At 53.8% G+C, this 12,430-nt stretch carries 18 protein-coding genes and 1 pseudogene; 10 read left to right on the top strand and 9 right to left on the bottom strand.

Going from position 1 to position 12,430, the window contains the following annotated elements; translation table 11 throughout:
* Window positions 1–140: 140 nt before the first annotated feature.
* Window positions 141–509, bottom strand: a complete 369-nt coding sequence (locus K5658_RS03965) for an H-NS histone family protein (RefSeq protein ID WP_221065685.1) — start codon at window positions 507–509, stop codon at window positions 141–143.
* Window positions 510–746: 237 nt separating this feature from the next.
* Between K5658_RS03965 and K5658_RS03960 the strand changes: the two genes are divergently transcribed.
* The 6 genes from K5658_RS03960 to K5658_RS03935 all read left to right on the top strand — a co-directional run bounded on the left by K5658_RS03960 (window position 747) and on the right by K5658_RS03935 (window position 3,790).
* Entirely contained in the window at window positions 747–1,211 is a 465-nt protein-coding gene (locus tag K5658_RS03960; protein WP_221065684.1) for a hypothetical protein, read from the top strand.
* A 142-nt stretch (window positions 1,212–1,353) separates the two neighbouring features.
* On the top strand, window positions 1,354–1,770 hold the full coding sequence (locus K5658_RS03955; protein WP_221065683.1) for a DUF3024 domain-containing protein: 417 nt from the start codon (window positions 1,354–1,356) through the stop codon (window positions 1,768–1,770).
* Window positions 1,771–1,785: 15 nt separating this feature from the next.
* A complete protein-coding gene (locus K5658_RS03950) occupies window positions 1,786–2,307 on the top strand; it encodes a DUF6155 family protein (protein WP_221065682.1) in 522 nt (173 codons plus the stop codon).
* Window positions 2,308–2,322: 15 nt separating this feature from the next.
* Complete coding sequence (locus tag K5658_RS03945) at window positions 2,323–2,652, top strand: hypothetical protein (protein ID WP_221065681.1); 330 nt, start codon at window positions 2,323–2,325, stop codon at window positions 2,650–2,652.
* A gap of 22 nt (window positions 2,653–2,674) precedes the next feature.
* Window positions 2,675–3,040 carry a hypothetical protein gene (locus tag K5658_RS03940; RefSeq protein WP_221065680.1) on the top strand — a complete coding sequence of 122 codons (366 nt, stop codon included), beginning with the start codon at window positions 2,675–2,677 and terminating at the stop codon, window positions 3,038–3,040.
* Between the two features lie 15 nt (window positions 3,041–3,055).
* Window positions 3,056–3,790, top strand: coding sequence for a tetratricopeptide repeat protein (locus K5658_RS03935; RefSeq protein ID WP_221065679.1), 735 nt, complete (start codon window positions 3,056–3,058; stop codon window positions 3,788–3,790).
* Between the two features lie 8 nt (window positions 3,791–3,798).
* Here K5658_RS03935 and K5658_RS03930 read toward each other — a convergent pair whose 3' ends face one another.
* The 3 genes from K5658_RS03930 to K5658_RS23425 form a co-directional block, all read right to left on the bottom strand.
* Window positions 3,799–4,413, bottom strand: coding sequence for a 3'-5' exonuclease (locus K5658_RS03930; protein WP_221065678.1), 615 nt, complete (start codon window positions 4,411–4,413; stop codon window positions 3,799–3,801).
* 67 nt (window positions 4,414–4,480) lie between these two features.
* Window positions 4,481–4,807, bottom strand: a complete 327-nt coding sequence (locus K5658_RS03925; RefSeq protein ID WP_221065677.1) for a hypothetical protein — start codon at window positions 4,805–4,807, stop codon at window positions 4,481–4,483.
* 52 nt (window positions 4,808–4,859) lie between these two features.
* A complete protein-coding gene (locus K5658_RS23425) occupies window positions 4,860–5,060 on the bottom strand; it encodes an SEC-C metal-binding domain-containing protein (RefSeq protein ID WP_246628562.1) in 201 nt (66 codons plus the stop codon).
* 58 nt (window positions 5,061–5,118) lie between these two features.
* On the opposite strand from K5658_RS23425, the gene K5658_RS03915 reads away from it, so the two are divergent.
* A complete protein-coding gene (locus tag K5658_RS03915) occupies window positions 5,119–5,604 on the top strand; it encodes a helix-turn-helix domain-containing protein (protein ID WP_221065676.1) in 486 nt (161 codons plus the stop codon).
* Window positions 5,601–6,014 carry a transposase family protein gene (locus K5658_RS03910; protein WP_221065675.1) on the top strand — a complete coding sequence of 138 codons (414 nt, stop codon included), beginning with the start codon at window positions 5,601–5,603 and terminating at the stop codon, window positions 6,012–6,014. The genes K5658_RS03915 and K5658_RS03910 overlap by 4 nt, the downstream gene beginning before the upstream one ends.
* A 427-nt stretch (window positions 6,015–6,441) precedes the next feature.
* Here K5658_RS03910 and K5658_RS03905 read toward each other — a convergent pair whose 3' ends face one another.
* From K5658_RS03905 to K5658_RS03885, 5 genes and pseudogenes are all read right to left on the bottom strand, one after another.
* Window positions 6,442–7,209 (bottom strand): Fic family protein, encoded by a 768-nt coding sequence (locus tag K5658_RS03905; RefSeq protein WP_221065674.1) that lies wholly within the window; start codon window positions 7,207–7,209, stop codon window positions 6,442–6,444.
* 296 nt (window positions 7,210–7,505) lie between these two features.
* Complete coding sequence (locus K5658_RS03900; protein ID WP_221063606.1) at window positions 7,506–8,333, bottom strand: IS5 family transposase; 828 nt, start codon at window positions 8,331–8,333, stop codon at window positions 7,506–7,508.
* 238 nt (window positions 8,334–8,571) lie between these two features.
* Window positions 8,572–8,784, bottom strand: a complete 213-nt coding sequence (locus tag K5658_RS03895) for a hypothetical protein (protein WP_221065673.1) — start codon at window positions 8,782–8,784, stop codon at window positions 8,572–8,574.
* Window positions 8,785–8,811: 27 nt separating this feature from the next.
* Window positions 8,812–10,388, bottom strand: a pseudogene (locus K5658_RS03890) (IS3 family transposase).
* A gap of 700 nt (window positions 10,389–11,088) precedes the next feature.
* Window positions 11,089–11,370, bottom strand: coding sequence for a hypothetical protein (locus K5658_RS03885; protein WP_221065672.1), 282 nt, complete (start codon window positions 11,368–11,370; stop codon window positions 11,089–11,091).
* A 65-nt stretch (window positions 11,371–11,435) separates the two neighbouring features.
* On the opposite strand from K5658_RS03885, the gene K5658_RS23420 reads away from it, so the two are divergent.
* Together K5658_RS23420 and K5658_RS23415 are read left to right on the top strand one after the other, a co-directional pair.
* Window positions 11,436–11,807, top strand: coding sequence for a transposase (locus tag K5658_RS23420; protein ID WP_246628561.1), 372 nt, complete (start codon window positions 11,436–11,438; stop codon window positions 11,805–11,807).
* Window positions 11,735–12,199 (top strand): transposase, encoded by a 465-nt coding sequence (locus tag K5658_RS23415; protein WP_246628621.1) that lies wholly within the window; start codon window positions 11,735–11,737, stop codon window positions 12,197–12,199. Before K5658_RS23420 ends, K5658_RS23415 begins: the two co-directional genes overlap by 73 nt.
* The last annotated feature ends 231 nt before the right edge of the window (window positions 12,200–12,430 follow it).

Raw genomic sequence — 12,430 nt, 5'->3', positions numbered from 1 at the left:
TTGATTGCATCCTCAGATGCTCATTTCATGCCACAATTATCTGATATATAACTCACCCTAAATCATAACAAAGAGTAGGTTGGACAAGCACTAATGCCCAACCCAACCTAGGTTATTTCTGTTGCCCGCTTTGTCTGAGCTTATTTGATCTCGAATTCCTCGACACTTTTCCCTTGCTCTATATATTCCTTCATCCATTTCGGTTTCATGCCGCGTCCAGTCCAGGTCTTGCCCGTGGCTGGGTCTGAATATTTGGCGGCGACCTTTTGGCCTTTGCTTTTGCGAGCAGGCTTTTCTATAGCTTCAGCCGTTCCAAACGTAAAGCCAAGATGTGCCGCCAACTCTTGCTGCGTAATTCCACCTGTGTCTACCAATGATTTGATCTGATCTAGGGCCTGCTTTTTGTTCTCGATTTGCTTTTCGAGAAAAGCCTTTTCGATCTTTTCCTTGTAATCGGCGAGTGCTTCGAGACTAAGTGCACCTAAATTGTTAAGATCGATTTCGGTCATTTGTATTTCCCATGTTATTGAAAGAATGCTCACGCCTTGCATTCAAGGTGTAGGCTCAATAAAACATAATCGATGAAAAGTAGCAAGGGTAGCGGAAGCGGCAATTACTTGATCTGTCGCTTTAATAATCCCTGCTTTGTTGCTTGTTGCTCTAGCCTACCTTCACCATCAAAGCATAAGCTACAATGCACTAGGAGCTCCAAACAATCCGTGCATATTGAAAATTGAGGTCTAATCATGGGCAAAGCAAGTCGCAGAAAAAAAGACAGGCACCAAGAATCAAGTAAATTGTCTAATGCTATCAGCATAATGATTGAGCCTCTGCTGTCAAAAAATCCTACAGAGGACGAATATAGAAAAGTAATTCCATTGGCAGCGGTAGGCTGGAATGTGGCTGTATTTCCAGTAGAAGAGCGACCAGCTAAGTTGATTGAATTTCTAAAAAGCGGCGATTCCTCAGTATTAGAAGAATTCGAGCTTGAGCTAAAAGCCGCGCAATCTGGTGTAGTTAATCGTGAGAGGCCCTCTCATCTTATAGGGATGTTGGAGGTTGTAAAATACTTCATCGAACGCAAGGATGAGTTATATCCCAACGACAAGCATTTTATAGTTGACTTTGATCTTGTACCAGAAGGACAAGGCTTCAGAATTACTATTTCCTCTGTACATTCTGATGGCAAGGTAGACAAATCTTTGCACTGATAGCAAACAGATATTTTGAGATATGGCAGACTTGGTGGCAAGAGCGGTGAACATAGCGACTTCTTGGCAAAGTGTTCAATGTTTTAGTTTGATAGTATTAGGCTGATTATGTTGCCACCTGCCTCTTAACTTTGGATACACCATGACAAAGAAACCGAAAAAAATGTGGGTCTATTCGCCACCTAAGCCCAAGGCACCGACCGTTTCGGAGCATTTCAAAGCAGAGGTCAAAGCCAAGGCGGATCATTGGGTCGAGACGGTGTTGAAACCCAAGCATATTCAGCCGCCGCCTGCCGATCCTCAGTTCAACTACCTGATCGACCTCGACACCAAGTGGTATCGCCAGTATTTCTACGTGCAAGGCAAATATTGTTGCCCATTTCCAGAAGCGGTGTCCCCGGATTTCGAGGTCAAATTCGCACGCTTGGAATACGTTCAACTCGATAGGTTTAATCTGAGCTATATGCGGCATACGGGGCAATGGTTTGAGGTCTTCCAGGGTTTATCGCTACAGGAGTGCATGGAGGAAATCCAGGATAATCCCATCTTCATTCCGTAGGCTATCGGCTATCCCATGAAAACAACTGAATTGAAATCCTACCTGATGACTTTAGAGCAGAAGGCACTGGTGAAGGAAGTCACTGACCTCTTCCAAAAATTTCCGGTGGTCAAGGACTACTACGAGGCTAAGCTCGGCTCGGATGGCACAGCCGTGCTGGAAAAGTACAAGGCCATCGTCACCAAGGAATTCTTCCCCGAGCGGGGTTTCGGCAAGATGAGGCTGTCGGTGGCGCGCAAGGCCGTGAACGACTTCAAGAAGCTATCGAATAATCCCGTCGAAATCACCGACATCATGCTGCATTACGTGGAGCAAGGCGTGCGTTTCACGGACGAATACGGCGATATCGATGAACCGTTCTACAACAGCATGGAAGGCATGTACGGCGATGCGCTCCGATTTATCTTCAAGAACAGCCTTATCGACAGTTTTCGGGACAGGTGCGAGGAAATCATTGAAGACGCCACCGAGGGATGGGGGTTCAGGGACGGGCTCCGCTCACTGTATGAAATCGAAATATTGGAGCGATTTGGCTAATTCCAAGATAAATCGATGGGCATCATCACCATGACATTTCACGCGGAGCCAGGGCAATACCACAAGACTATCCTCTCTGATCTCCAAGGAGCTTGGGAAAACCTGCGCAGTTCGGTGGTGGAGCAGGCTGGATTCCCAAATTGGGAAAGGCTCCTGTTCCATATCAACGAGGCGATGAGTTGGGAATCCGTGAGGAACTTGGAAAAAATGAAGCAGGCACTTTTACTAATTCAAAATATCGCCAGCCAATCGCAAATTCCCGAAGACATTCAGGAATGTATGGAAGCGGTGCGAGAGGACATGGACGAGGTTCTAAGTTTGATTGCCCAAGGCACGCGACTATAGATCACTTCTATTGGATTCCACTATGAAGAATAAATCCGCCAAGCAAATCCAGCGGCAGCTCCGGCAAGTCCTAGTCTTCGATGCTCCTATGAGCCAAGTCCTTTATGAGAATGAACTTGCCGAACATATCGAGGATTTTCGGCAATCGTTGATCGATGACCAGGATGAATACTTGTTTGCCGTGATCGAGCATTCAGGAGACGTAGCAATGATGCTGATTGAACGAACTGGCGAAATACATGTGAACGAAGAAGCCAAGGCAAAGCTCAAGGAGGCTTGGCAGTCCGCCTATGTGTCCAATTTGAACAAGCTGCTGCCATTTTTCGCCGAGCAGCTGGATGCGGGTGAGATTCCCTACAACGGGGTCAAAACCGCTCTTCAAGCATGAAATAAAAGTCTGCTTATGAAAAAGAAACATGCAAAACAAATAGCGGATGCTATCGCCCTCGCAGAAAAGAGTGGAGAGGAATTGCATCTAAGCAGCTATGAAATTACTCATGATCCCATGCCTAGCAAAAAGGACAAAATCCCTAGGCAAGTGAAGATGCAATTAGAAGAGCTTAACGAGCTGGTCTATACAAATCCTGAACAGGCTATCCCTAGGCTTCTACAATTGAAAAGTGTCTATCCAAAAATGCCGGTCCTATATAACTATTTAGCTGCTGCGTATGGTCGAATAGGAGATCATAAATCCAGTCGGCAATTGATAGTTGAAAACTATGAAAACAATCCAGACTATTTATTTGCCAAGGTCAATTATGCACAAATATGTCTAAATGAAGGTGAGGTCGATAAAGTTCCAGAAATATTTGGAAACAAATTCGACCTTAAGATGCTATATCCCAGCCGAAATAGGTTTCACGTAACCGAATTTGCTGGATTCACTGGAGTGATGTGTGCGTACTATTCTTCTACTGGAAATAAGGAGCTTGCAAAGCTATGGTATAAATCTCTAAAAGAAGTGGCTCCAGATTCGGAAATGGTAAAGTTCGCGAAATCTTTTGTTCACCCATCTATTTTAACTAGAATTCGCAATTGGGCGGCAAAAAAGTCTCGCAGTATTGACCAAAAATTAGAGCAGGAAAAAAAGAAAGCCGAAGAGTATGAAAATACTGAAGGACCTCACTTTGAAGCATAAGCTATGAATCATAGTCCAAGCCGTTTTTTGCCTTTTTCAACATGGCTCGCTAGCTGTGCCTTCGGTGCCTTCTGAAGTACACGAAAAAGTTCGTGGGGAACTGTATCGAGTTGATATTCGCGCTTCAGGTCCGATTCCATCTTCACGATGAGGTGAGCGGTCATTTCGGCGTCGGCCATGGCGCGATGATAAGTCCCGGTCGAGGGAAGGCGTAAATACCGCACCAACGTTCCCAGCTTGTGGTCAGGTGCATAGGGATAAAGCCTTCGCGCCAAAAGCAGGGAACAGGCGAACTCTTGTTGCCTCCGGTGCCGGATACGGCTCCACTCCGCGTCGAGGAACTTGCAATCGAACGAGGCGTTATGTGCGACTAACGGTACGTTACCAACGAACTGGGCCAAAGCCTTCATCACCTCCGCCGCTGGCGGTGCCTTACGGATCATGGCATCGGTGATCCCTGTAAGGGATTGAATGAAGCCGGGTATTCTAACCCCTGCGTTCATCAGGCTTTGGTAACGGTCAACAATCTGACCATCCTCCAACATCACAACAGCTACTTCGGTTGCTCGGTCTCCCATGTCTGGGGATAGTCCGGTTGTCTCGAAGTCGATGATCGCAATCATGGAATTTTTTCCGTCGAATAATTCTGAGTTATTGGCTTGGCCATCATCCTGCCCAGCATGTTGTTTCTCAACGAGCTTTCTTCAATTTTTTGATCCTAGCAGTTTGGTAAGCATGTATCTCTTTGAAAAATGAGAGCGATGTACTAAACCTGAGATGAGTTATCGATACTACACATGCTTCCGGTTGCTCATCGCTTGCTTTCAGAGCACAGCAGATGCCGCCTTCGTCGCCCAAATACACAACGTCTACTATTTCTAAGGGAGTATCAGGCGTAATAACTATGGAGTGACTTTTTAAGTTGCGTACAAGTATATCCGTCGCTTTCGTTGGAATAGGCAAATTCGCCGTCATCGTTTCAATTAGCATGGCGACTTGTTTAGATTTATCGATCATAGCTTTCACACGAAAATAAAACGAACGAGGTTATTCATTAAAGCTTCAACAATTATTTGCCGCAGCATTTTTTGAATTTTTTGCCGCTACCACATGGACAAGGATCGTTTCTGCCTACTTTTTTATCGATGGACACTTGCCGTATTGGATGTGCCTTCAAAAAATTGGAGTACAAGAGTTTTAGGCGTTGCTGTCTTTGCTTAAGCTCTTGATAGATATTCGGATACTTGCTTTCCAAGGCTTCCTTAGACATTATTAAAAACCACTAACTTAGTAGGTATCATAAAAATAAATATTTTTAATTACGTGATATGTTTTCATACGAAACTGCAAAACAAGATGAAAGGACGTTTCTCAGCTTGACGAGTTTGACGGTCCAAGAGTTTTCTGAGCTATGCGTCTTATTCGGAAGGCATTGGAACGAGTTCACCAAGCAAAGCGAGAGGAATCCCGGCAAGGGAGGACGACCCCATGCGCTGAAAACCATGGAGGATCGCCTGCTTTTCATCCTTTTCTACCTGAAAACCTACCCGCTCCAGGAAGTCATTGCCTATTCCTTTGGTATTAGCCAGGGGGCCGCCAATATTCTGATCCATCAGTTCAGCCATATACTCAAACTTGCCTTGCAGGAAGGCGGTTTTGTCCCGCCAAGGTTAACCGATGAAATGTTGGAAAGACTCAACCAGGAACATCCTCAAGACTACGGCATAGACGGCACCGAAAGGCGTATTGTCCGGCCCTCCAACGCGGATGCGGAAAGGGGATTTTATAGCGGTAAAAAAAAGCCCACACCTTGAAGAACAACCTGGTTGCCGGTCTGGAAGATATGCAAATCAAGGGGTTGAGCGGAACCCACGAAGGGAAGAAGCATGATAAGAAAATCTGCGACGAGGAGGGTATCCTCTTGCCGGAAGGCAGCGATCTTTACCGGGACACCGGGTTTCAAGGCCACGAAATGGAAGGGGTGAATATCCATCAACCCAAGAAGAAACCGCGCGGCGGGGAACTCACGGATGAAGAAAAGGAAAACAACCGCCTGATTTCCAGTATCAGAGTCGTTGTTGAGCATGTGATCGCCGGGGTGAAACGTTGCCGGATTGTGAAGGACGTGTTCCGTAATACCTTGTCAGGATACGACGACGATGTGATGGAACTGGCCTGTGCGCTACATAACTTCAGGAGTTATCAGCGCCGCGTTTCCTACTGAGCGCCAGGAAACGGAATAATAGTCATATCGGCCTTTAGTCCGGTCATTCTTCGGCCATAGATAACCAGAATCTATGGGTTCACATCCTGATTCACAGATAGGCCATCTGATGATGGTTGAGACGTTTGCCATGCCGGATTTCAGCATGAGTTTGTGAATCTACGTAACAATTGGGTTTTTAATAATGTCTAATGCCTATCGTCAATTGACTCGAAGGTTCAATATTTTCAACGGTACTACTGGTTGGCGTTAATTTAAAAAATATTTCATTGCATTGACAAACGGGATTCTGGCAAACGTTAGTCAAACAATCAAAAGTTTGTTCTTCGTCTCCTATTGGAATGCGAGCCGTGATTTTATTAGAAGCATCTCGAAGGAAAATCATAGTCGTACCTTTCCTCTATGGCGTTTGGGTAAAATTTGCAGCTTAGCGAACAGGTGCTGGAGCGTCCGTGATGCCTTGAATCAACCGCAAATACCGCTTCAATTCTGCTTGTTCCAATTCGACTACCATACCAATAAATGACTCATAGTCGCCACGGGTGTGCGCTAGGTCCAAGGAGTCGTAATAGCCTAGGCGTTGTTCAACCTGGATGATGACAGGCAAATAGCCACAGCGCATGAGTTCAAAATTCATCAATAAACGGGCAGTTCGACCGTTGCCGTCCACGAAGGGATGAATGCCGACGAAGTCCACATGGAGGCGGGCGGCGCGTTCTACTGGATGGCAGGTAGAAGCGTGATATTCGGCCATTAGGTCTACCATGGCTCCTGGTAGTTTGATGAACTCAGGCGGCACATGTTCGGCACCAGAGATCAGAACGTTTTCCTGACGGTAGCGACCGGCATTGGATGTGTCGATGTTTTTCAGCACCAGTTGATGGATGGCTTTGATTTGCCATTCGCTGAGTTCTTCTTGGCCGCTGACGATGGCTTCCACATAATCAATGGCTTCCTTGTGATTGATGACTTCAAAGTGTTCGCGCAGTCGTTTGCCGCCCACCGTGATGCCTTCTAGGACTACCTTGGTTTCCTTGAGAGTAAGGGTGTTACCCTCGATGGCGTTGGAATGGTAGGTCCACTCCAAAACTTGCTGTTCGTGTAGAGTGCGAACGGTATGTGGCGGTAGAGGACGGAGGCTGTCGAGTTGGGCTTTGAGACGGTCGATTTCGGCAAAGCGCGAATCGGTGGTCATGGTTCCTCCGCTATGGCCTTCTCTGATTACAAAGTAATCGCAACAATTGCTTGTTTTCCTCTGACAGTACATCAGCCAGAGATTTCAGAGAATTAAAGAATATCTTGGGTTCGTCTGGTGAAGGCTTTAATTCTCCGCGAGCAATCGCGATGGTCCTTGCTTTCATCTCTTCGTAGGAAATAATTCCGACCTTTAATGCGCTCATGTCAGTGTGCTCAAAACTATGATTCAGACGGCGGCATCTAATTTGCGCAACTGCTCCAAGGCACTAAGAGGACATCCGGCACATAAACTGCTTACACGGTTTTGGCCTCGATCCGTCTTCCCAGGATCAGGGCGCACGCCAACTGAAGGAAGGCCAGATAGTTGGCTCCCCGGCAGGTGTAGCGGGTTCGGATGGCCCGGAAGCCCTTGAGCCAGGCGAAAGCGCGCTCGACCACCCACCTCCGCGCGGGGTGGGTTGGCTCGGAGTCGCAGGAACGCTTCTCCTCGCCGATCTTGCGGATATGGGGGGTGTAGCCCAGTCCCGCGACTTCCCGCTCGACCCGTTCGTAGCCATACCCTTTGTCCAGGCAAAGATGCCTGGGACTTTGCCCGGCGTCGGCGGGTGCCTCGATCACGGCCGCCTCGACGGTGACCGTCACCAGGCGGCTGTCGTGCACGTTGGCCCCGGCCTGCGCGACGGCGAAAGGCATCCCCTTCCCGTCCACCTGAAGGTGGATCTTGCCACCGCTGCGCCCACGATCCGTGGGATTGCGCCCCAGGCCCTCGTCCTTCTGGCAGCGGGCTTGGCGGACCGGGGCCTGCACCAGGCTGCCGTCCATCGACTGCCAAGCCAGGTCGAACCCCTCGAGTTCCTCGTACTCCGCCGCCGACCAGCGGAACATCTCCTTGAACACGCCGGCGGCAACCCATCTCTGAAAGTGCTCGTGGACCGCGCTTTTCGAGCCGTAGCAGGCCGGCAGGCAATCCCATTGGCAACCGGTCTTGAGCACATACAGAATCCCGTTCATGACCGTCCGGAACTCCAGCGGCTTGGAGCCGCCCGGCCTGCGCCGCTTGAACGGCTCCAACAATGGCTCCACGTGCTCCCACAGCCGGTCCGAGATTTCCAGGCAACTCATGGGTCTCCTCCGCTTCCGCTTCGCAAAAGACGGGTCTTTTAAGCGTTCGCCGCGCAAAGCACAAGATGTGCCGGATGTCCTCTAAATGGCTTTTACAAGCCTGGTATCACTCTTTTTTAAATCCCCCCGAGCCACCGGATAGTGCGGCATGATCTTTGGCACAGCCACAACAACGGATCGAAGCCCAAAAGCAGGTTATTCACCAATCCCTTTGTTTATCCGTTACTCCCTTCCCGCCCTAAGACCACCCACTTTTTGGCAGGCGGTAGATATGGCTGAGAATGTTCTTGACCTGCTGGGGTGTTTGGGGAGGGGCCTGGGCCAAGTGCCGATGGACGCGCTCGGCCCGCTGCTGGACCGTCATGGCATGGGGCAGGTGGTAGAGGGAGTTCTTCCTGACGAGGCGGATGAGGTATTCGGCCGGGTTGAACTTGGGGGCGGAAGATTTCAATGTAGTTGTCGCCTCGCCGTTGTGGGTTCAGGCCGCTTTTGGAGGCGTGGCGTGAACCTCGGATTGGGTCTTGGCTGGCGCGGCTGATCGTTCCGGGTTCAGGTGTACGGCCGGGATCGGCCGCCAATTGCGGAGGCCACCGGTCCATCGTTGCGGATGCCGTGCGCGGGCGGCCTCATAGACGGCTCGGCGCCGCTTCAGGAGGTCGGCGTCCTGGCCGGCATGCCGCTCGGCGGGGGTGACGAAGCGGATCGCGCCGTGGCGGTGCTCGTGGTTGTACCACCGGACCAGGCCTTCGGCCCAACGGCGCGCCGCCGCCAGGTCGTCGAACGGCCGGACCGGATGGTCGGGCCGGTATTTCAGGGTCTTGAACACCGCCTCGGCATAGGGGTTGTCGTTGCTGACGGCGGGCCGGCTGAAGGACGCCGCGACGCCGAGGGATTGCAAGGTCGCGAGCATGGTCGAGCCTTTCATGGGCCCGCCGTTGTCCGAATGTAGGACGACCTGGCCCGGGGCCACGCCCTCGCGCCGACATACGTCGCGCAGGAGTTCGCCGGCCAGGGCGCTGCTTTCCTCGCCGTAGACCTGCCAGCCCACGACCTTGCGGCTGAACAGGTCGAGGAACAGATAGAGGTAGAAGAACTGGCCCCGGATCGCGGCGGGCAAATAGGTGATGTCCCAGCAGTAGACTTGATTGGGAGCCGTGGCGCACAGGGCCCTGGGCTTGCCGCGCGGCTGTCCCGGCCGTTCGGCCCGGCGGTGCGCCAACTGGTTTTCGGCCTTGAGGATGCGGTGGAAGGTCGATTCCGAGGCCAGGTATTCCCCCCGGTCCGCCAGCCGGGGCACGATCTGGCACGGCGGCAAATGGCCGAACTCGGGGGAGTTGGCCACCGCCAGCACCTTGGCCCGCTCGGCCTCGCTCAGCTTGTGGGGTGGAACGTACACCCGCGCGGGCCGCCGGTCGGCCTGGACGCCGTCCCCGGATCGCCAGCGCTGGACGGTGCGGGCGGACAACCCCAGCACCCCGCAGGCCCGCTCCAGGCGCGCGCCGGCGGCGGTGGCCTCGTCGATCAGGGCGGTCACGGTTTCGCGCTCTTGCGGCGGGGTCATTCTTCCCCTCCCCCCAAGAGCGCCCGGTACTTTTTTTGAAGGACCAGCAACGCCGCCGCCTCCGCCAGCGCCTTGTCCTTACGCGCCAATTCCCGTTCGAGGCTCTGGTTGCGCTCCTTGAGGACCCGCAGTTCCCGGGCGTTCGTCGATGCCTCTCCCGTGCCCCCTGGATCCCGGCAAAAGTCCCGCTTCCAACCGTCCAGCTGGTGGGCGAACAGGCCGCGCTCCCGGCACCAGGCGTTCAGGGCTTCCCCTTCCAAGCCATGGCTCTCCTGCAACGCCGCCAACCGTTCCTCCGGGCGCCAGTCCCCGGGACGCCTCTCCCGCTTCACCGCGCCGCGTACCGCCTCGGGTAATTTCTTTTTCATCCAGCCCTTCAAGGTCAAGTGGTTCATGTTCAGTTCCTCGGCCACCTCTTTTATCGACCGGCGGCCACGCGCAAACACCTTCCGAAGCGCTTGCTCTTTGAACTCTGCGGAATACGTCGTAATCATGGGCAATTGTCCTCTTCTTTCCTCTTTCATTCGGAAAATTAGAGGCGACAACTATTCTGACGCCGGGGGCCGCACCGACGCCATCCCGCGCCAGCACGGCGGCGACCAGCTTCTGGTTCTTGCGCAGGTGCTTCCAGGTCCGCCGCCCCAGGACCAGAACATTGGGCTTGAGCAGCATGGACTCCGCCGCGTTGTCGATGGCGGCCACCGGGTCGGAGCTGGTGTGGCTCCATTGGTCCGAGCCGCTGAGCGTGGTCCTGAGGGAGGCGGCGTAGGTGGCCAAGCCGAAGATCAGGTCGGCGATGCGCTTCTCGCGGGCCAGGGCCACCAGCAGCGCGGTGTTTTCCGACGCCACCGCCATGGGGTCGTAGGTGATTTCCCCGGACGCGAACTTGTCCATGTCCTTTTTCGGCACGAAGTCGTCCAGGCCCCAGTCCTTGGTCGAGCCGTCGGCCAGCTCGGCGGTGAACTCGACCTCGTTGGCGGTGGAGGCGCGACCGATCCGGGTGTCGGGGATGGTGAACGCCTCGGCGGTCGCGAACTTGGTGTACTTGAACAGCTCGGCGGGCACGCCGACGCGGGGCAGCACCATGTCGGCGATCATGCCCTGCGGCTTGACCGCCATGGCGATCTGGGTCAGCCGGGCTTGGGTTTGGGCGGGATTGTTGGTGGCCATGGGCGCTCCTGTGGTTGGATGGTGTTACCAGGCGGTGTCGATGATCTTGTAATCCACCCGGACCTTGAGCGGGCTGTCGCCGGTGGCGATCTCGCCGGTCGCCATGTGCAGGACCAGGGCGGCGTTGGCGGCCGGGGTGAAGGCGGCGGCGGTGGTCGGGAGGGCGAAGCGGGTGGCGTCGGCGCTGGCGTCGAGGAAGCCGGTGGCCTCGATGGTCATCAGGGTGGCCCCGCTGCCGTTGGTGTATTTGATGGTCAGGTCCTCGCCGCTGGCGATGCCGTCGTAGGCCGTGGTCCCGTAATCCATGAGAGGCTGTCTGGCAAAAATAAATCATGTAAAGTCAACCCCCCCTTGACTCCGAGTTCCCCGACATGAGCTATCCAAGCGACCTGAGCGACGCTGAATGGGCGTTGATCGAACACCACTTCAAACCGAAGGACCGGCGCGGCAGCGCGAGCAAGCATCCGCGCAAGCGGATCGTCGATGCCATCCTGTACGTGGTGGAGGGCGGCATCAAATGGCGGATGCTGCCGAAGGACTTCCCGCCCTGGCAGACCGTGTACGACCATTTCAGCCGCTGGAACAAGGCCGGGGTCTGGGAAGCGGCCCTGGACGAGATCAACGCGCGGCGTCGAAAAAAAAGCATCGGGCCCGCTCCCCGAGCTATGCCATCATCGACTCGCAAAGCGTCAAGACCCAGTACGCCAGCGAGGAGCGGGGGATCGACGGCGGCAAGCTCGTGAAGGGGCACAAGCGGCACATCGTCGTGGACGTCCTGGGCCACCTGCTGCATGTCGAGGTCCACGCCGCCAACCTGAGCGACACCGTGCGCGGCTGCGAGGTCATGCGCCGGGCGGCGGAGAAGCATCCCAACATCGAGGCGTTCTCCGGCGACGCGGGCTATCGCGGCACGGCGGTCCGGTTCGTGAGCGAGAAGCTGGGCTTGGTGCTGCACATCTCCGAACGGATCGTGGACGGCTTCGCCGTCCTGCCGAAGCGCTGGATCGTCGAGCGGACGTTCGCCTGGTTCGGCTCGTTCCGCCGCTTGAGCAAGGATTTCGAAACCCTCACCGGCACCGCCGAGAACGTCATCCGCATCGCCATGCTGAGGACCACCCTTGCAAAATGCGTCTGAATTTTTGCCAGACAGCTTCTGAAGAACACGGCCAGGGTCGGCACGATGGCCTTGCCCGCGCCGGGCGCGGCCACCAGGGCGATGGGCGCGGCGTTCAACGCCTTGACCTGGGCGGCGGTCAGGGTGATTTCCGCCCGGAAGCTCGACACGCCGTTGCCGGGGATCACCAGCACTTCGCCGATATCGCCGGCGACGCCCGCGATCACCGCATAGCCGATGACGCGGTCGCCC

It is taken from the genome of Methylomagnum ishizawai (assembly GCF_019670005.1).
GTDB lineage: Bacteria > Pseudomonadota > Gammaproteobacteria > Methylococcales > Methylococcaceae > Methylomagnum > Methylomagnum ishizawai.
Note: the sequence above shows the minus strand (reverse complement) of the source record. Positions and strands in the feature narration are given on the sequence as shown.

Coding starts and splice junctions, on each gene's coding strand:
- K5658_RS03905 (WP_221065674.1), bottom strand. CDS start 7,209: ATGACCACCGATTCGCGCTTTGCCGAAATCGACCGTCTCAAAGCCCAA.
- K5658_RS03885 (WP_221065672.1), bottom strand. CDS start 11,370: ATGGATTACGGGACCACGGCCTACGACGGCATCGCCAGCGGCGAGGAC.
- K5658_RS03925 (WP_221065677.1), bottom strand. CDS start 4,807: ATGATCGATAAATCTAAACAAGTCGCCATGCTAATTGAAACGATGACG.
- K5658_RS03960 (WP_221065684.1), top strand. CDS start 747: ATGGGCAAAGCAAGTCGCAGAAAAAAAGACAGGCACCAAGAATCAAGT.
- K5658_RS03940 (WP_221065680.1), top strand. CDS start 2,675: ATGAAGAATAAATCCGCCAAGCAAATCCAGCGGCAGCTCCGGCAAGTC.
- K5658_RS23425 (WP_246628562.1), bottom strand. CDS start 5,060: ATGTCTAAGGAAGCCTTGGAAAGCAAGTATCCGAATATCTATCAAGAG.
- K5658_RS03935 (WP_221065679.1), top strand. CDS start 3,056: ATGAAAAAGAAACATGCAAAACAAATAGCGGATGCTATCGCCCTCGCA.
- K5658_RS03915 (WP_221065676.1), top strand. CDS start 5,119: ATGTTTTCATACGAAACTGCAAAACAAGATGAAAGGACGTTTCTCAGC.
- K5658_RS03950 (WP_221065682.1), top strand. CDS start 1,786: ATGAAAACAACTGAATTGAAATCCTACCTGATGACTTTAGAGCAGAAG.
- K5658_RS03965 (WP_221065685.1), bottom strand. CDS start 509: ATGACCGAAATCGATCTTAACAATTTAGGTGCACTTAGTCTCGAAGCA.
- K5658_RS23420 (WP_246628561.1), top strand. CDS start 11,436: ATGAGCTATCCAAGCGACCTGAGCGACGCTGAATGGGCGTTGATCGAA.
- K5658_RS03955 (WP_221065683.1), top strand. CDS start 1,354: ATGACAAAGAAACCGAAAAAAATGTGGGTCTATTCGCCACCTAAGCCC.
- K5658_RS03945 (WP_221065681.1), top strand. CDS start 2,323: ATGGGCATCATCACCATGACATTTCACGCGGAGCCAGGGCAATACCAC.
- K5658_RS03900 (WP_221063606.1), bottom strand. CDS start 8,333: ATGAGTTGCCTGGAAATCTCGGACCGGCTGTGGGAGCACGTGGAGCCA.
- K5658_RS03930 (WP_221065678.1), bottom strand. CDS start 4,413: ATGATTGCGATCATCGACTTCGAGACAACCGGACTATCCCCAGACATG.